Source organism: Bacillus sp. DHT2 (assembly GCF_026241455.1).
Taxonomy (GTDB): Bacteria; Bacillota; Bacilli; order Bacillales; family Bacillaceae_G; genus Bacillus_A; species Bacillus_A pseudomycoides.
This window is the reverse complement of sequence record NZ_JAPHWH010000008.1, coordinates 175,176-193,478: the sequence shown is the minus strand read 5'-3', so window position 1 is coordinate 193,478 and position 18,303 is coordinate 175,176. Positions and strand designations below refer to the sequence as shown.

The following is an 18,303-nucleotide window of genomic DNA, read 5'->3' as shown; positions in this document are numbered from 1 at the left end:
GTGACACGTTTGTGAAATATTGAACAAACCACTATACACATAGTGTTAACTTCATTTAAGACTCTTTTAAATTAACTCTTTCCTTAATTGTATTTTTTTGGTATTCTTATAAACGAATCCTATTCTGTAGTATAAAGGGTCATACCCATTTTAAACTGTAATACCCTTACCTCCTATTCTGTTATAGTTTTTTTAGAACAGAATAGAAAGAAGTGTACCTGTTTGGTACACTTCTTTTCATGATTAATTGGAAATATATTTTACATTTTTCGAATTTGCACTAATCCATTCATTCGTCCCACACAATATAAAGTGAAACTTTAATCAGTGAGGGTTTTCTCCATTCCCCACTGATTATTAGCCCTCACCAATCGGGCTTTTACGGACAGTTCATCTCCCACCTAACTTCTTTGCTTTCGCTGAATTTTGAGGTGGGAGTATTACTGTCCGTTAATGCGGGATAAATCATTTTCTTCTCCATATATTTTGAGCAGCTGTTGCATTTGGATTTCCGGTATCATGAGCAACAACAAATGTAACTTGATCCATTTGTAATCCAGAACATCTTTTACTTGGGACGGGCAAATACTGTGGGGGAATTGCATGCTTCATTTCTAATACCTCCTCTTTTGGTTTTTGCTACATATAAGCTTGAACATAGAGAAATGGCAGAACTTATTTAAAATAAAAATAGCTGTTGGGACACTCCCAACAGCTATTTTTATCACTCACAACCATCTATGTTACATGTCATTCCTTCTGACAAAGTTGTAGTTTCTTTTTTCAATTCTTGTTCAATCACTGCTTCTAACGTTTTTTTATCTCGGACACCTTGGACAACGCTATCACCAATAATAAATGTTGGTACAGCTTGTACGCCCTGTTCATAATATGCATGATGTACTGCTTTTTCATGAGCTGCTTTATATGTGTGATTTTCTAAAGCAGCTCGAAATGCTTCTTGATTCAATCCGACTTCTCCAGCAATTTCTACTAGCACTTCAATTTCGCCGATATTTCGTTCTTCTTGGAAAAATGCTGTGAATACACGGTGCTGATACTCATTTCCTTTTCCATGTTCTTTCGCAAATTGATACCCTTCAAAAGCTGTATGTGTATATGGATGCGGTGAAAGTCGAGGCAGTTTCATATCAACACCCATTTGCTCTGCCCATGGCATAATTGTGCTTTGAAACATCCCTAATTTATCTGGCTCATTCCATGGATCAATTCGCTCCGCTGGATATGGTCGTAATTCAAACGGCATCCATTCTACTTCTACATCTTTTCCTTGAATTGCTTCTTGCAGTGGCTTTTCACCTAAAAAACAAAATGGACAAACGTAATCCGAATAGACTTTTATTTTTAACGTCATGATTAATTTCCCCTTTACGATCAAGTTGAAACAATTATAGTTACAACGAAGTTTAATTGTCAACTCTTATACTTTTCCAATAAAAGAGGCATCCTACTACGATGTCTTCTAATTTTTAAAGGTTATAATTGTTGTTACCGCATAGTATACCGCTTTTTCAAAATCCGCATGTTCAGATACCGATATCGAAACAAGTGACCCGCCACTTGCTGAAAAATATTGAACTGCTTCTAGTGGAATGTCGTCTTCTTTTACATCAATTCTCAACTTACATGAAAAAAAGACTACCTCAAAAGATAGTCTCTTACACTTCAATATGCTGCAACATCGTATAAATATCATTATTAACCGTACCAAATGATTTAATGTTATTTTGAATATTAGATAATAAAATAACATACGCATTACCACTTCTACTAAATCCATTTAAACAATTCCATCCCGGCATTACACCGTGATTAGAGTAACTTCCCGGATTTACATACCATCCAAATCCATAATCTTTTTTAAATGCTGTAAACATTTGATTGTAGCTTTCTTTGGATATTAGCTTCCCAGAAAATAGCGCTTCGTTAAATAAGTATAAATCATTTGCACTCGTATATATGTCGCCATTTCCATATAATTGTGACATGCTCGGGATAGCAGGTACTGTCATATTATTATTTACAATCTTGTAACCAGTAGAAGGATACTTTGTTTTCTCTAATTCAGTACCAAAACCCGAATTTTTCATGCCTACAACATCAAAAATATGTTGTTTAATATATTCTTCTAATGGTTGTCCACTAACTTTCTCAACAATGTAACCAAGTATTGAATAATTGGAATCCGAATACTTCCATTTTTCACCTGGATTAAATAAACGTTTTTGTTGTCCAATTCGCTTCAACAATTCCTCATGAGAAATATCATCTGCTCCTGCCTCATATTCAGGAATTCCAGATGTATGTGTCAATAGATGAACTAATTTAACTTCGCTACCTCTTGGAAAACTAGGAATATATTTCGCTATTGTATCCTCTGTTTGAAGTTTATTTTGATCTTTTAACTGCATAGTCGCTGTCGCTACGAATGCCTTTGAAATTGAGCCAATATAAAATGTTGTTTCTGAATTATTTAGTATTTTTTTCGCCTGATTTGCCAGCCCGTACCCTTTATTCAAAAGTACTTTTCCATTTTTCACAACAACTGCTGTTCCACTAAAATTTTTGCTCTTTAAATACTCATCTAATTGGGCATTCTCGTTAATTTCTTGTGGTGGTCCTTGGACAGGTTGTTCCACTTCCTTATTAGCTTGCTGTGGCACTTCCGGAGGCTGTTCTGCTTGTTTTTGTACCGTTTCTTTCTTTACTTCCTTAGTTGCTTTTAACGCATTCTCTTTCTTATTATGTGAAGTATTTTTTGTAAACGCAAAATATACAAGCGAAAACAATACAATGAGAATGACCGTTCTTTTTATGTATGTAACCGGTCGACGAGCTTTCACACTGACACTATCCTTTTCTTCATTCATGGTTCTTTTTTCCCCTTATTTACCAATAATTTAATCCATTCATAAAAAAGATATCCTCTAATTTCTCCTAACTAATGGAAGTTTTGTTTTATACCATCCCTACTTTATCATGTGACGAACGTATTACCAACAAATATGCACAAAAAAGAAAAAGAAAATTCCAAAAAGTAAGATTCCCGATAATATTTCTATAAAAAAAGAGGATGCCCTCAAAAAGATCAACTTTATCGACCTTTTTGAACATCCTCTTTTACAATTATTTATACATGTTTTTTCATATCATCAGCTACAGATTCAACGTTTGTACCTACGATAACCTGCACGCTTGTATTACTTAATTTCATAACACCTTTTGCACCTGCACGTTTTAATGCTGGCTCATTTACTAAGTTTGCATCTTTGACTTGTAGGCGTAAACGAGTCGCACAGTTATCAATAACGGTTAAGTTGTCTTTTCCGCCTAATGCTGCTACGTAAGTTTCACCGATAGATCCTGCAACTGGTACTTCATCTTCTTCTACTAACTCCTCATCATCTTCACGACCTGGAGTTTTTAAGTTAAATTTCTTAATTAAGAAATAGAATACCGCAAAGTAAATTGCTGCATAAATCAAACCAATTCCCGCTAATAATAACGGTTTTGTTGCAATACCTAAGTTTAAGAAATAATCAATCGCACCGGCACTAAATGAGAAACCATCGTGAATACCAAGTTTTGTTGTTACGAATAACGAAATACCTGTTAATACAGCATGAATACCATATAATACTGGAGATAAGAACATGAATGAGAATTCAATTGGTTCTGTAATACCAGTTAAGAATGATGTTAAAGCAAGACCAGCTAACATTCCTGTAACCATTTTACGTTTTTCTGGTTTAGCAGCTGCAATCATTGCGAAACATGCTGCTGGTAAACCGAACATCATAATTGGGAAGAACCCAGTCATAAACATACCTGCTGATGGATCTTGCGCAAAGAAGCGTGCGATATCACCATGAACAATATCGCCTGCTGCATTTGTAAAATCACCAAGTACAAACCAGAAATATGTGTTCATTACATGGTGTAAACCAATTGGAATTAATAGACGATTTAATAAACCGAATAGACCAGCTCCGATTGCATCTAAGTTTACAATACCGTGTGCTACTGCATCAATACCGCTTTGAATTGTTGGCCAAATTTGACCGAATACTAATCCTAAAAGAAGCATGACAACAGAAGTAATAATTGGCACGAATCGTTTTCCTGCAAAGAATCCTAACCATTCTGGTAATTTAATCTTATGGAATTTGTTATATAATAAGCCAGCGACAACCCCGGCAATAATACCACCAAGTATAGCCATATTTATCTTCGGTGTTAAAGCCGATGCTTTTGAAACTTTTGTCATTGTATCTGCTAACTTACTTGGATCAACTGAACCGAGTAAGTCTTGAACACTTTTTAATTTATCATTTAATTCTGCTGTTGAATAACTAACACTTAAAGTATTAGTTGTATTCTTCATAACTAGATAACCAATCGCACCTGCAAGACCTGCGGCACCACTACCATCAACAGATAAACCGATTGCAACACCAATTGCAAAAATAAGTGCTAAGTTATCAAAAATTGCTGCACCGGCCTGTGCCATAACAGGAATATCAAATACGTCTGGTTGACCTAAACGAAGCAATAATCCTGCTGCTGGTAACACTGCGATTGGAAGCATTAACGCTTTACCAATACGTTGTAGAAACTGCAACATTGTAATTCCCCCTATTCAATTTATGAAATCGTTATCATTATAATTGCACCTTAGAAAACGCTTTCTATTACATAATCATAATAACATATAGTTGTATAGATGTGTAGCTTTTATTTATGAACTTTTTATGGTTATATTCCCCATTTTCAAACTGTTATATAAAAGGGGGATTTTCCTTTTATTACCGACTAAAATGAAAGATAAGGCAACTATACAGCCATTTTGATTTTCCAACATATAAGCCACGGCTATGAAGAACAAAAGGTGACCTGCCCTCGTTTTCTCTCTTTGTTTTACTTGGCATGGGGCAGGAAGAAGATCTGACCGCTTCTATGCATGGCCAGATCCTCTCTCCCAACTAAAAAAGGGTTTATATTGTTTTCAATTTTTATTCAAATAGAAGTTTCATTTTATCATTCCACTTTTTCATGTTATTATTTATTTCCAAGTTTATAGGGAACAGTAAACTTAGTGAAAAAGGAACAGGAGCGTTGGTATTATGCAGTGCATCGAGATAAATAACTTGCAACAGCTGTTAGAACAAGTAAAGCCATATACAAAAAAAGGTAAACTTGCTACTTATATCCCCGAACTAGGAAATGCAAATCCAGACGATTTAGGGATCGCTATCTACCATAAAGAGACAGAATATATCCATGCTGGTAACTCACAAACACTCTTCACCCTTCAAAGCATTTCAAAAGTAATTACACTTGCTCTTGCTCTTCTAGATCGCGGTGAAGAATATGTATTCTCTAAAGTTGGAATGGAGCCCACTGGTGACCCATTCAATTCTATTATTAAGCTAGAAACAACTAGCCCTTCTAAACCTCTTAATCCAATGATTAACGCTGGTGCGTTAGCTATTACAAGTATGCTTACAGGAGATAGTAACGAAGAGAAGATGGAACGAATTCTCCGCTTCGTACGTGATATTACAGACAATCCTACAATTAACTACTCTTCAAAAGTAGCCATCTCTGAACTAGAAACTGCTTACTTAAATCGTTCTCTTTGCTACTATATGAAGCAAAATGGCATCATTGATGGCAATATCGAGGAATTAATGGATTTATACACACGTCAATGTGCTATTGAAGTAAACTGTATTGATTTAGCACGTATTGGTTTAATCTTCGCAATGGATGGCTACGATCCATATAAGAAAAAACAAATTATTCCAAGACATATCACAAAAATTTGCAAAACATTTATGGTAACATGTGGCATGTACAACGAATCTGGTGAATTTGCAATCCGCGTTGGTATTCCCGCAAAAAGTGGGGTAGCCGGTGGTATTTTTGGCTGCGTAAAAGGCGAAATGGGAATCGGTATTTTTGGACCAGCTCTAGATGCAAATGGAAATAGTATCGCTGGATTTAAAATATTAGAGTTACTCTCCGCTCAGGAAGGTTGGAGTATTTTTTAAAAAGGTTTCTTAATGACAGTTTTCCTCATTACCTATAATTCAATTTCAAATTCCAACAAATAAAAAAGTTATCCTGCCCCCACTTAAATAGGATAACTTTTTTTATTATGCATATTTGTTCCCCCCTCCCGAATAATATAGTACAACCTAACGCTATACGGTGGAGGTGTAAAAGAAATGAAACTTATTTTTCAAATGGAGGAACAGCCTGTCCTAGAAAAAACCATCCTTCTTTTTATACTCAGTATTGTAGAAAGCCTAAAATTAAAAGTTGTTTCCCCCGATGAGGCTTATCGATACATATTCAATTTAGAAGTATTGGAATTATTAATGGATCGAAATATTGATGATCAAGTACTAGAGCTTATTCATTTTGGAATGGGGCTTGAAGACATTCATCATGTCCTTCCCGAAGAACTTGAACCAAGTATTGAGGAATTAAAATGGCGTTGCATTCAAGTTCTAGGTGAATATGGCATGTATGAAGAATCACAGCAATTAATTGAGGACATCCGCTAAAAAAGCACCTATATAGGTGCTTTAATGTTTTTTTAAACTATTTTTGTACGTTTCAATATTAACTGGTAATTCTTCCTCTTCTAACGTATGCTCATTTACATCCTTATGAATGAATGCTCCTTTAGGCGGCTGATGATCATGACCTTTTTTCTTATGATCAAATGCTTTACCACGTCCCATACTCATCCCCCTTTCTTTAAAAGAAATCAATGTTAGTATGAAGAAAAACACGTCGATATATGCAGTACTTTGTTGTATTTCCAAGGAAATATTCGAATATTGTTTTCCAATCTGCTCTCACATCAATTGATCGATTCCGATAAGAATTAGTAAAATGCCCGCAATAATTGTTGCCCATTTTCCTAAGTATTCCGCTAAAAATCTCTTCCCTATATAGGAAAAACCGCTAATACAAATGAAACTAAATGTACCTGAGATAATTGCAGTCCACCAAAGATTCAAGTTGGTTACTCCCGCATCAAATCCCCCTGCAAGATTATTAATTGATAATGCAACACCTAATACCAATGCTTCAGAAAAACTGATTGTTTTAGACCTATCAAAGTCAGCATTCTCAGGATTACGTAATATTCCCATCACGCTTCCAGCTTTCTCTGATACCTCCCCTTGCTTACTAAGTAAGGGTTGACATAAAACAAATACCCCAATTATCCCGAGTACAAGTGCACCAATTAAATTTGCGATAAAATCTGAAATAAACAATGAAATCCAACTTCCAAAAAAACCAGCCAATAGAGCAAACAAGAAACCAAAAAAGGCGATGATAAAATTATTAAACCCAGAAATTCGAATCTTGCGAATCCCATACGCAATACCTACACCTGCATTATCTAAATTAGAAGCAATTCCAATCAAAAAAATTGAAAATAAACTGGCTGTACTCATCAACATTCACTCCTTCTGTTCACTTTTCATTGCATATTATGCAAATGTTGAGCAACTGTGCCTGTCGGCTTCATATACTTGTAATAAAAAGCTCCACATTTTTTCAACACCTTAGAAAAAAAAGGAGTGCCAAAACTATGTCTACTCAAAATCCAAATGATAAACTTGGTACCTTATTAAAAAAATTGTTAAAAGAACGTGCCTTATCTATGCGCCAATTAGGAACACTTACAAACATTGATCCTTCCACAATTTCAAGAATTATAAATGGTAAACAACAAGCAAAACAAAAACACCTGCAAAAATTTGCAGAATGTCTGCAAATTCCACCGCAAGTGTTATATGATGCAATCTATACAGATTCCCCTCATACAAAAAAAGAAAAAACAGATATGTACACATCACTTGATGCAATTCAACAAACATTACAATCCTCCAACTTATTTGATTATGAGTACACAACAACTCGTGTGAAACAGGAACTTGAAAATTATGAAAGATATGCACAAACAACAGAAGGTCAGAGACGCATTCATGAGAGTTTCTCAACAAAACTAGAGCAAATTGATAGTACAGGTCCTTTCATTGAGCAATTAACAGATATGTATCATCAATTTTGCAAAGAGTCCACTCCTCTCAATGAGCGTGCTATCATTGGAAGTGCCCTACTGTACTTTGTTTTATCAACAGACATTATTCCAGATTATATATTTCCAATTGGCTATTTGGATGATGCAATTGCAGTTGTGTTAGCAAAAGAGAAATTGGCTGATATAAAGAAGAAAACTTAGAGGCTGCTCAAGAAAAATGGAACTATTTCGGAATTCTAATTTGACTAACTTCTGAAATAGTTCCATCCTAAAAAAATCGTACAAACATCAAAGTTTGTACGATTCCACGACAGGTACTTTTCATATTACATGATGTATCTTATCCTTTTATTAGGAAAACCTTAATTTTTTCTTATTTTTGTGTATGACACCATTCATAGATAAAAGCGGTAATCACTTTCGTAAACTCAATCAACTGCTGAACTTCAACTTCTTCATTTTATCCATAACTTAAGATGAAACTTTTCTTACTCTTTCACAAATCAGAATTCCACCACACAAATTGGAAAATTTTATGCTATAATTTAATTATAAATTTATAAAAAGGGGCTAAGTTGATGATAAAAGATAAACGACTGAAACGCTTATATTATCTATACCTTTTCCCTGCAATCCTATGCATGATGTTTTTTCTCAACAGCGACATGAATAGCCTTCCTTATGCACAGCTACTCGGGACAGTTAGCGGTTGTATCGCAGCGATTATGCTTGCTGCTTTTTGGACTGTTAAACTACAAATCAAAAAAGATCAATCCTCCTAGTCTACATGTATTTTATAAAAAACGAGCTATCTGGTAGATTAGCTCGTTTTTTTTGATTTTCATTTCAATACTAATGATATCCTGTCATTCTCTACATATAACATAAAGCTGTGATTATGTACCTACGGTTGATTTTTTTATAACACTATTACTCATCTACATAAAAATCAAACCTAAAATTCCATCATAAACTTTTTACTTCTATTGTATCCTTCTTTTCAATGTGTTCCATTGATTTTTTCTTATTTTTTGTAACACGGTAAAACAGTAAACAAACAATCATAAATGGAACACCACAATACAATGCCATACGTTGTTCCGGAATAAACGCCATACCAACAATTACCGTTAAATTTAATACCAAAGCAAGAAGCGGGACAAACGGATACAATGGGGTTTTAAATTTCAAGTCCTTAATATCTCCTCCTTGCTTTAAGTATGTTCTTCTAGCCAAAAGGTTAGATAAAGCGATAGATGCCCAAACCAATATTGCACCGAATCCCGCAATAGAAAGAAGCCATAAATAAACTGTATCCTCTGCATAAATACCTGATAATAAAGAAAGACAACCTACAATCGTACTTACAATCAATGCATAAATTGGAACACCATTTTTAGATAGCTTACCAAAAATCGGACTAATCATGCCTTGATTAGACATAGACCATAACATACGAGAAGTCGCATATAATCCAGAATTTGCTACTGATAATACTGCAGTAATAATAACGAAATTTATAATATCTGCTGCATAAGGAATACCAATTTTATCAAATACAACTACGAATGGACTTTCTATCACTCCTGCTTGTTGCCAAGGGAACAACCCAGCAAGTATAAAAATGGAAAGTACAAAGAAAACTAGTATACGCCAAACTGTATTATTAATAGCTTTTGGAATTGTTTTTTCTGGATTTTCGCTCTCTCCAGCTGCAATACCAACTAATTCTGTTCCCTGAAAGGAAAAATTAACTGCAATCATTGTAATTAAAATAGCTGTTAGCCCATTTGGAAACAGTCCTCCGTAATCAGTAAAGCTAGAAAGCATGGGTGCTGGTTCATTTCCTTTCATATCTAGGAAACCAAACATAGCTGCCCCGCCTAAAATAATAAATGCGATAATCGTAATTACTTTAATGCTTGCAAACCAAAACTCAACCTCTGCAAAACTTCTTGAGGATAATGCATTAATAGCAAAAAGTAAAATTGCAAAAATTATGCACCAAATCCATGATGATACATCCGGAAACCAACGTTTCATTAGAATACTAACTGCAATCAGTTCAATTCCTATCGTAGCGGACCAGTTTAACCATGACGTCCATCCCACTACGTAACCTACTGCAGGTGAAATATGCTTTGTAGCATACGTTTGATAGGACCCTGCATCAGGCATAGCAACTGCCAATTCTCCAAGGCAGAGCATTGTTAAATACATAACAAATCCCCCAACAAGATAAGCTACAATTGCCCCTCCAGGTCCAGCTTCATGAATTGTATAACCTGATCCTAAGAAAAGTCCGGTACCAATAACCCCTCCAAGTGCAATCATAAATATGTGTCGACTTTTTAGCTCTCGCTTTAACTCTTGATTTTGCTTTTCCATATGAGCCCCCCTAGCAGAAATGTAAACGCTTTAAAAAATAATATAAAAAAATAAAGTGCATACTCATGATTGCGATAGACTTGTAACAAGAGGGAGATTTTTCAAAAGAAAATCTCCCAATCCAAGGAAATACCTATCACACGATAAATAGTTGCTACTAAAATTTTTTTATAATTTTCCACAATTGTTTAAAAGATCCTTAGAAAACGGTACATCATCCAGAAGGACTATATTAATCACTTCCTGTAATCAATAAATCATCCCTGACTGTTATTAATAATGTTTGCTCCGTGATAACTTGTCCTTCTTCTACTTCTAGCAATTCCACATAACCGCTGATTCCCACTTTAACTTCTACTTTCCGTTCATCCATCGTTTCAATTAAAGCTAATTTCTCCCACTCATATACGTAGGAACTTTCATTAATAAATAATTTTGTAACTCTGCCATAGCAAGGGCTGTACACGTTTTCTATTACTGTTTTCATCTTTTAAACCCCTCTTTCTTATTAAGTGCGCATGTAACTCTTTTCCCCCACCTCCAAATTTATAAGATTCAACTACTATTCATGCAAGATATATACCAACCTAATTTCTTACTTAGGATTAAGAGATAGTACTGAAAAAATCTGAATTCCACGCAATATCTTTCTTCTCTTTTAAAGATTTTTCACCTTAAACATGCAAATTTTTTTTGCATACTCGCAAAAATTTTATTAAAATTAAGAAAAATCAGTCTTCATAGGGTATAACAAGGAGAAGATGAAACATGTATACAGAAGAAATCAATTTCAAAAAATTAGTTAAAATGAATATGCTATATGAAACTTTACTGAATGAAATTGATATTGGCATCCATATGATTAACGAAGAAGGTAAGACGATCATTTATAACCGCAAAATGATGGCGATTGAATCGATGGATCATAAAGATGTACTATATAAAAATCTTTTAGAAGTATTTGCTTTTGAAGAAAACCAGAATAGTACTCTTATAGAGGCATTAACACTTGGAAAAGCAAAGAAAAATATAAAACAGACTTATTTTAATAATAAGGGGCAAGAGATTACAACGATTAATGACACCTTCCCTATAGTGAAGAATGGAAAAATCAAGGGCGCTGTTGAAATCGTAAAAGAATTTCCTCCATTAAGGCAAACGAGTAAAGGGCGCGCGATTCGAGGGCATCATACGAAATTTACCTTCAATCATATAATAGGTAATTCAGGCGCGATTCAATCGGTTATTACAGAAGCAAAAAAAGTAACGCGTACCTCTTCCTCTATACTGATTGTGGGAGAAACAGGAACTGGAAAAGAACTATTTGCACAAAGTATTCATAATAAAAGTCAACGTGCTGGAAAACCTTTTATCTCACAAAATTGTGCTGCCATTCCTGAAACTTTAATGGAAAGCTTATTATTCGGTACGAATAAAGGAGCGTTTACAGGCGCAATCGATAAACCAGGCTTATTTGAAGAAGCACATGGTGGAACTTTATTGTTAGATGAAATTAACTCGCTAAGCCCTGCACTTCAGGCCAAATTATTGCGGGCAATACAAGATAAAACAATACGAAGAATCGGCGGATCACAAGAAAAAGAAGTCGACGTTCGAATCATAGCTACCATTAATGAAGATCCGATTGAAGCTATCACGCATAATCGCCTGCGAAAAGATTTATATTACAGACTAAGCGTCGTTACTTTATTTCTCCCACCTTTAAGACAGCGGAAAGAAGACATCTTACCGCTTCTTCATAGCTTTATTGAAAAATATAATATGCAGTTTGGTTTACGAGTACAAGGTGTGGATGACAGCGTAATAAATTTCTTCTATAAACACGATTGGCCCGGCAATATACGCGAATTAGAGCACATAATTGAAGGGGCTATGAACTTAATTGAAGATGAGGACGTTATTACAACATCCCATATCCCAGCTCGTTTTTATGAGCTAACAAAAAACGAATCCCCTATTCAACCTCCTCTAGCTAGATGGGAAACAGATAAATTAGATCATACATCGAAAACTTTAAAGAACACAATAAAAGAAATGGAAAGAGAGTATATTATTCAAATTCTTAAAGAACATAATGGAAATATCTCGCAAGCCGCAAAATACTTAGGATTAAGTAGACAAAACTTGCAATATCGATTAAAAAAGTATGGGCTAAATACGTAATCATAGAATGTTCTATAAGCATAAAAAATAAAGGCCGTTCCGAAAGGACGGTCTTTATTTTTTCCTAAAAATCAACCTTCTCCAAATACAATCCACTCGCATCCGCAAGACAATTAATTTGATTTCGTTGTTTCGCTTCTAAAATTTGTGGGATCACTTCAGCATCTAACTGACCTAATCCAACTTCTACTAACGCTCCAACGATTTTTCTCACCATATTGTGAAGAAATCCATTTCCGTTCACTCTAATTTGGATGAAACCTTCACTTTCCACGACATCGAGCATATATATTTCACGAACCATAGATTTCTTTTTAGATTTAGCATTAGAAAAAGCAGTAAAATCATGTGAACCAATTAAATATTGCGCTGCTTTTTGCATGTTTTCAATATTTAACTTTTTCCCAACATGCATGCTGTATTTACGCATAAATGGATTTGTATGTTCCTCATTCCAAATTTTATATAAATACGTTTTCGCTTTTGAGTTGTAGCGAGCGTGAAAGCGTTCTGAGACTAACTCTACATCAGTAATACTAATATCGTTTGGTAAGTATTGATTTAAATACTTTTTAACTTTAAGTTCTGGTAAATTCTCATCAATCTTAAAATTAGCTACTTGGTGAAGAGCATGTACACCAGCATCTGTTCTGCTGCAGCCAATAATTTCGATTTCTCTTCCGGTCATTTCTGATAATACACTTTCGATTTTCCCTTGAATCGTATTATCATTATTTCCAAGACGTTGCCAGCCTTTATAGCGGCCTCCGTCATATTGAATTGTTAATTTGTAGTTGTTCATTGTTTTCTGCTATTAAAAACATAGACATTTTCCTATTCATGTTTTTATTAACAGACTCACCGCCTTTCTTTTTCCGTTACATAAAACAAAAATTTTAAGCATTCTATGATGTTTTTCGTAATCTTCTTTTCATAGTAACACAAGACAGCTGATTAGGCGTCTACTTCTGCCAATGTATTATGCGCATAGACCACACATATTAAATCAATAATGTATAATCTCCCTTTTCTAGTTCACGGACGCCACCCATGTTCCTGCAAGAACTTCTGTAGCTCTTCTTCAGACGGTACGTTTTTCTCCCATTCTTCACAATCATTTAGAAATTTCTCAGTATCATGGGCAACAGACGATTCCTTCTTCCGAAACCTCACTGCTGCTTCCTCTACTTCACTAAGCCTCGTATATCCTTTTTCATGCCAGTCCCGTAAAATGCCCTTCACATAAGCAAACGTCCGCTTGTTATTTTCATAGACAATCTGGAGTGCTTTCAATACAAGTTCATCTGACAGATCATCCATCCACGCATTCAGTTCCTCCATCGTATGCGGTGACAAGCTGTCAAAGTTTTGTTCATAAAACGTGAATACATTACCTCCCGAATCAATTTCCCCATCTGTTTCACAGCTTTCGGCATCATCTTGAGGAACAGCTTGAGACTCTTCAACCGGCATGCCAAAATGCTCCAATAACAGCGAAATGCTCAGCCCTTCCTCCAAACATTTTTGAAGAAACATATGTAAAAACTTTTTGCTTTTCACAGTCTTTAGCTCACGCAAAACACATTTCTCGATGTTCGTGTTCGTAACTAGGTTATAGCGCACCCAGTTCTGGATGTATAGCTCCTTCGTTTCTGCATCATATAATATTTTTCCATAGTCAATGAACCGCTGCAGTAGCTTCTCAACAGTCTCCCGGTTATAACCTGTTTCCATCTCCGCCAAACGCTTCGGCAACGGATAAATGCCGCATTGCGTCGTTTTAGAGCATGTCAGCAAGTATATGTAAAAGTATCGTTCCTCCGGCGTTAAGTCCAATACAAAATCATCCTGCCAAAAATTCACCTGTACATTCCGGTATACTGCCATATTGATTCCTCCCATCTTTTGCGGCACATAGAAAATTGCCGTTTCCTTAATAGATATAAGGACGAATGAGGAAATTTGGCAATTTGATTTTAAAAAAATGACTAATACGGTTTTATTTCTTTTAGGATGATTCTTGTAGTAGTAGTTTTTTTTGTTTTGTTTTTGTAATGATTTATTACTTGTAAAGGGCTTGGGATGGGCTTGCAAGGGCATTGTAAGGGACTATTCATTGTGAATCAAAAGAATTTAGCTATCCTTTTGATATCTCACTCTATTAAAAAAATACAAATTCAACCAATTCAATACGATAAAATCTAGTCAAAAATAATGAAATTTTAAGAATAATAAGGTACACTAGTCAATGGTTTTAGTTTAAAATCGGTTGACGTTGATGTATACGGAGGAATAGTTTATGAACAACAACACAATAAATGAATCAGTTGAAGAAGTTGATAGAAAACGAGTAAACTCAAGCAAGCGTTTTAAAAATTGGAAGTTTATCACAGCAGGTGGCGTCGTTACAATTGCACTTCTAATTGGGGGAATGAGTTATTATCAGGCAACTCGTTTCAATTCACAGGTTACGATTAATGACACAAAAGTCGGCGGTCTGACTGCTGATCAGGCACTAAAGAAATTAAAAACATCTGGATTAGAAAACAAAGTCTATGTCGGCCAACAACAAATTTTAGATGAAAAAGATACGCAAACGGAACTTACGGAAGAAGATTTGCCTAAAGTTAAGAAACTATTAAAAGGCCAGTGGACATTTTTCCCTTCCTCAAAGGAAAAGGATTATTCGTTGCTACCAGAAAAGGCGGATCAGTATCGAAGCGAAACGATGAAAAAACTTGTAGAAGAAAAACTCATATCTATGAATAAAAGTTTAAAAGCGCCTCAAGATGCTATGGCGAAGCTCGAACAGGGCAAAGTTGTTATCTCAAAAAGCATTGACGGAAAACAGTATGATGTTGCTAGTCTATTAAAGGATTACGACAAGCAGAAATATAAAAGTGAAATCCATCTGAATCCTGTATACATACAGCCTATTAAGGAAAACGATTCGATTGTCAAAAAAGAAGAACAAGCGCTACAGGATCTTCTTCAACAAACCATTGATTATAAGGTACAAAATGAAGTTTACTCTTTAAAAGCTAAAGATTTAATTCAAAATGCCTCTATGTCAAAGGATATGAAAGTTACAATCGACGCGAGCGACATTAAGAACAAGATTGCTGAAATTAATAATTCTAAATCAACATTAAATAAAGACTTCGCATTTAAAACCCATTCTGGTTCGGTCATATCAGTAAAAGGACAAGGCTATGGCTGGGCAATACATATTGAAAAAGAAGCAAAACGAATCCAAGAAGCCTTCGAAAAAGGGGAAAAATCGCTTTCCGCTTCTAATATTTACGGAAATGGCTGGAATAATGAAGGCATCGGTTATGAAACAACAGCGAATAATGGCATTGGAGACACGTATGCGGAAGTGTCTATTGCAGAACAGCAAATTTGGATTTACAAAAATGGAAAATTGGAAGTCACAACGAATGTAGTAACTGGTAAACATAGCACGAGTGAAGATACATCACCAGGTGTGTGGTATGTACTCTATAAACGATCACCGTACACACTCAAAGGTAGCGCAGTAGGTAAACCCGATTATTCCGTTAATGTAGATTACTGGGCTCCGTTCACAAATGGCGGACAAGGATTCCATGATGCCGGCTGGCGGACAAACTGGGCCAATAATGCCTATTTAACGGGAGGATCGGGCGGATGTGTTAACCTTCCTCCTAGTGTTGCGAAAACTGTGTATGATAATCTCAGCACTTATGAACCGGTTGTCGTGTACTAGCGAATAGCAGTATCTCAAGTATTTTCTTTATAAAAACAAAGAAGCAGGAAATCCTAAGTGATTTTCTGCTTCTTTGTTTTTATTATTTATGCTCCGTATTTCTCCTGTGCAGGGTGGAAAACAGTTGTATACTTATATTCAACTGCCATAAAAACCCCATTTGCTTATGGTATTGTTCACTGTTGCACCTGCAACGGAGGCCATTTTATTTATTCACCTTTAGTACTAACTCTAACTATTTTTCAACTTCCTTTATATATTCCCATGTTTCTCCTTTATCTTTTGATTGATAAAGTGCGCTACTATCACCATTATAATCTCCATCTGCTCCTTGTCCAACTAACATATTAAAAACTCCATCTTTCTCATAAGGCATACCAGGAGAATCAAAAGGACTTATTATAGACTGTGTATGATCTAATTTCACTTCATGAGGTGTATAATTTACCTTTTTAAAAGATACGCCCCCATCATCTGTACGATATAGCTGTCCGTTAGTACCAGAAGGACGGATTGCTCCTAAAAATCCAAGTTTATCATTTATAAAAGTTATTCCTGATACACTACCAATTCCTCCGATGAATGGGTCTGTATTTATAACCTCCCATGTTTTACCTCCATCAATAGTCTTGCTTAGTGAATAAAAAGCACTACCTAATGCTTTTTCTGTCATATTTAGTTTATAACCAACTTCTTTTGATAGGAAAAACTGTTCCTTGCTATTAGTTAAATCTTGTTGCTTCTCTTTAGAACTCTTTTGATTTGGTTTAGTATTTAGTTTACTCCAATTCGGGTCACCTATTAAGTTATATCTAGCAGGTACTAACTCTTTCTCTTTTCCAGGGACAAATATAGATACAGTATATCCAATGATTTCAGAAGTTGCTTCTTCAAGTTTATGCTCCTTACCGTCCTCATTAATATTAATAATTCCCTCCGTATTGTACCCCCAATTCCTTTTCCCGTAATAAATCAATCCATACTTACCTTCATTCCACTTACTAACTGTTCGCTTAACTGGAATAGCCTTAACCGTTTTAATTAAAGGTTCTACTAGCTTATCATCATCATAATCAGGATTTGCATATCCATTTCGTATTATAGTAATGTCTTGTGACTTTTTTTTATTATAAGTTATTAAGTAAGTTTCCTCTTTCCCATCAGCATTTTTTCCATAAACAAATGTATCAAACGCTGTGATTGTTCCATCTGAATGAAATGTAAGATCAAAATCAGTTGCCATATATAATTTCTTTGGCAAAGTATATTTTTTATTTATATCTTCAAAAATACCTTCTACCCCATATTCATATATATTATTATGTTTAAATTTAACTGACCTTTCATGTTTTAACCTTTCTATAAACCATGCAAGCTTGCCTCCATAATTTGTTGCACTTTTATAAATCTGTACTCCATAAAATGATGTGATTACCACAATAATGATAATAGAAATGTATTTCCATGCAGTTAAATTAGTTAATTTTTTAGATTCATATTCTCTATCTTTTATCATTTTCATTGTAGTAAATGTAATTATAGATATAAAAAATACTATACATAATAATAAAATATAAATATTATAATTCATTCTTCCATACGTACAGAATGAAGCTAACTCATAACAAAAAATCCAGTATCCAATTATTAATATTGGATTTGTTAATAATGATATAAGTATCCTTTTTGCATTTTGCTTAAGTATAAAAATCACTCCTAATTAAATTGATTATATTTATCTATATTGAGTATACTTTGTTTTACCAAATATTTGTATAATCCTTTGATCATCATATTATTTACTTACATACGAATTAATTCAAATCACTATCCGTTACTTATGATACGATTCAGCGTAATTCATCCTGAATAAAAATTAGGCCTTATCGATTTT

17 protein-coding genes and 1 pseudogene are annotated in these 18,303 nt (G+C 34.7%); 6 read left to right on the top strand and 12 right to left on the bottom strand.

All coding sequences use genetic code 11. The annotated features are described in order from the left end of the window. Positions 1-465: 465 nt before the first annotated feature. The 5 genes and pseudogenes from ORL93_RS19325 to nagE all read right to left on the bottom strand — a co-directional run bounded on the left by ORL93_RS19325 (position 466) and on the right by nagE (position 4,645). A complete protein-coding gene (locus tag ORL93_RS19325) occupies positions 466-612 on the bottom strand; it encodes a hypothetical protein (RefSeq protein WP_179864018.1) in 147 nt (48 codons plus the stop codon). A 112-nt stretch (positions 613-724) separates the two neighbouring features. Then, entirely contained in the window at positions 725-1,375 is a 651-nt protein-coding gene (locus ORL93_RS19320; RefSeq protein WP_003194883.1) for a DsbA family oxidoreductase, read from the bottom strand. Between the two features lie 108 nt (positions 1,376-1,483). Further along, positions 1,484-1,636: pseudogene (locus ORL93_RS19315) on the bottom strand (sugar ABC transporter ATP-binding protein); the annotation flags it as partial. A 43-nt stretch (positions 1,637-1,679) separates the two neighbouring features. After that, complete coding sequence (locus ORL93_RS19310) at positions 1,680-2,891, bottom strand: serine hydrolase domain-containing protein (RefSeq protein WP_098018902.1); 1,212 nt, start codon at positions 2,889-2,891, stop codon at positions 1,680-1,682. Positions 2,892-3,151: 260 nt separating this feature from the next. Next, a complete protein-coding gene (gene nagE, locus ORL93_RS19305) occupies positions 3,152-4,645 on the bottom strand; it encodes an N-acetylglucosamine-specific PTS transporter subunit IIBC (RefSeq protein WP_003205798.1) in 1,494 nt (497 codons plus the stop codon). Between the two features lie 499 nt (positions 4,646-5,144). Between nagE and glsA the strand changes: the two genes are divergently transcribed. Then, positions 5,145-6,074, top strand: a complete 930-nt coding sequence (gene glsA, locus ORL93_RS19300; RefSeq protein WP_006093333.1) for a glutaminase A — start codon at positions 5,145-5,147, stop codon at positions 6,072-6,074. 177 nt (positions 6,075-6,251) lie between these two features. Then, positions 6,252-6,593 (top strand): DUF3969 family protein, encoded by a 342-nt coding sequence (locus ORL93_RS19295; RefSeq protein WP_003194872.1) that lies wholly within the window; start codon positions 6,252-6,254, stop codon positions 6,591-6,593. Between the two features lie 21 nt (positions 6,594-6,614). Here ORL93_RS19295 and ORL93_RS19290 read toward each other — a convergent pair whose 3' ends face one another. Together ORL93_RS19290 and ORL93_RS19285 are read right to left on the bottom strand one after the other, a co-directional pair. After that, positions 6,615-6,773 (bottom strand): hypothetical protein, encoded by a 159-nt coding sequence (locus ORL93_RS19290; RefSeq protein ID WP_000532411.1) that lies wholly within the window; start codon positions 6,771-6,773, stop codon positions 6,615-6,617. A gap of 117 nt (positions 6,774-6,890) precedes the next feature. Then, entirely contained in the window at positions 6,891-7,499 is a 609-nt protein-coding gene (locus tag ORL93_RS19285; protein ID WP_098018903.1) for a manganese efflux pump, read from the bottom strand. Positions 7,500-7,636: 137 nt separating this feature from the next. Between ORL93_RS19285 and ORL93_RS19280 the strand changes: the two genes are divergently transcribed. Together ORL93_RS19280 and ORL93_RS19275 are read left to right on the top strand one after the other, a co-directional pair. After that, positions 7,637-8,290 (top strand): helix-turn-helix domain-containing protein, encoded by a 654-nt coding sequence (locus tag ORL93_RS19280; protein WP_098018905.1) that lies wholly within the window; start codon positions 7,637-7,639, stop codon positions 8,288-8,290. A 377-nt stretch (positions 8,291-8,667) separates the two neighbouring features. After that, positions 8,668-8,871: a hypothetical protein gene (locus ORL93_RS19275; protein WP_018767239.1), complete on the top strand. Its 204-nt coding sequence runs from the start codon at positions 8,668-8,670 to the stop codon at positions 8,869-8,871. A gap of 184 nt (positions 8,872-9,055) precedes the next feature. On the opposite strand, the gene ORL93_RS19270 is transcribed toward ORL93_RS19275, so the two are convergent. Further along, positions 9,056-10,477, bottom strand: a complete 1,422-nt coding sequence (locus tag ORL93_RS19270; RefSeq protein ID WP_265959381.1) for an amino acid permease — start codon at positions 10,475-10,477, stop codon at positions 9,056-9,058. 232 nt (positions 10,478-10,709) lie between these two features. Continuing rightward, positions 10,710-10,964, bottom strand: a complete 255-nt coding sequence (locus ORL93_RS19265) for a biotin/lipoyl attachment domain-containing protein (protein WP_003194859.1) — start codon at positions 10,962-10,964, stop codon at positions 10,710-10,712. Between the two features lie 281 nt (positions 10,965-11,245). Here ORL93_RS19265 and ORL93_RS19260 point away from each other — a divergent pair, with 281 nt between their 5' ends. Continuing rightward, positions 11,246-12,661: a sigma-54 interaction domain-containing protein gene (locus tag ORL93_RS19260; RefSeq protein ID WP_003194858.1), complete on the top strand. Its 1,416-nt coding sequence runs from the start codon at positions 11,246-11,248 to the stop codon at positions 12,659-12,661. A gap of 64 nt (positions 12,662-12,725) precedes the next feature. Here ORL93_RS19260 and truA read toward each other — a convergent pair whose 3' ends face one another. Both truA and ORL93_RS19250 read right to left on the bottom strand, forming a co-directional pair. Continuing rightward, positions 12,726-13,463 carry a tRNA pseudouridine(38-40) synthase TruA gene (gene truA, locus ORL93_RS19255; RefSeq protein WP_040119100.1) on the bottom strand — a complete coding sequence of 246 codons (738 nt, stop codon included), beginning with the start codon at positions 13,461-13,463 and terminating at the stop codon, positions 12,726-12,728. Positions 13,464-13,696: 233 nt separating this feature from the next. Next, complete coding sequence (locus ORL93_RS19250; RefSeq protein WP_265959380.1) at positions 13,697-14,548, bottom strand: DnaD domain-containing protein; 852 nt, start codon at positions 14,546-14,548, stop codon at positions 13,697-13,699. Between the two features lie 412 nt (positions 14,549-14,960). On the opposite strand from ORL93_RS19250, the gene ORL93_RS19245 reads away from it, so the two are divergent. Next, complete coding sequence (locus ORL93_RS19245; protein WP_006093344.1) at positions 14,961-16,409, top strand: L,D-transpeptidase family protein; 1,449 nt, start codon at positions 14,961-14,963, stop codon at positions 16,407-16,409. A gap of 235 nt (positions 16,410-16,644) precedes the next feature. On the opposite strand, the gene ORL93_RS19240 is transcribed toward ORL93_RS19245, so the two are convergent. Beyond that, positions 16,645-18,123: a WD40/YVTN/BNR-like repeat-containing protein gene (locus ORL93_RS19240; protein ID WP_098018908.1), complete on the bottom strand. Its 1,479-nt coding sequence runs from the start codon at positions 18,121-18,123 to the stop codon at positions 16,645-16,647. Between the last annotated feature and the right edge of the window lie 180 nt (positions 18,124-18,303).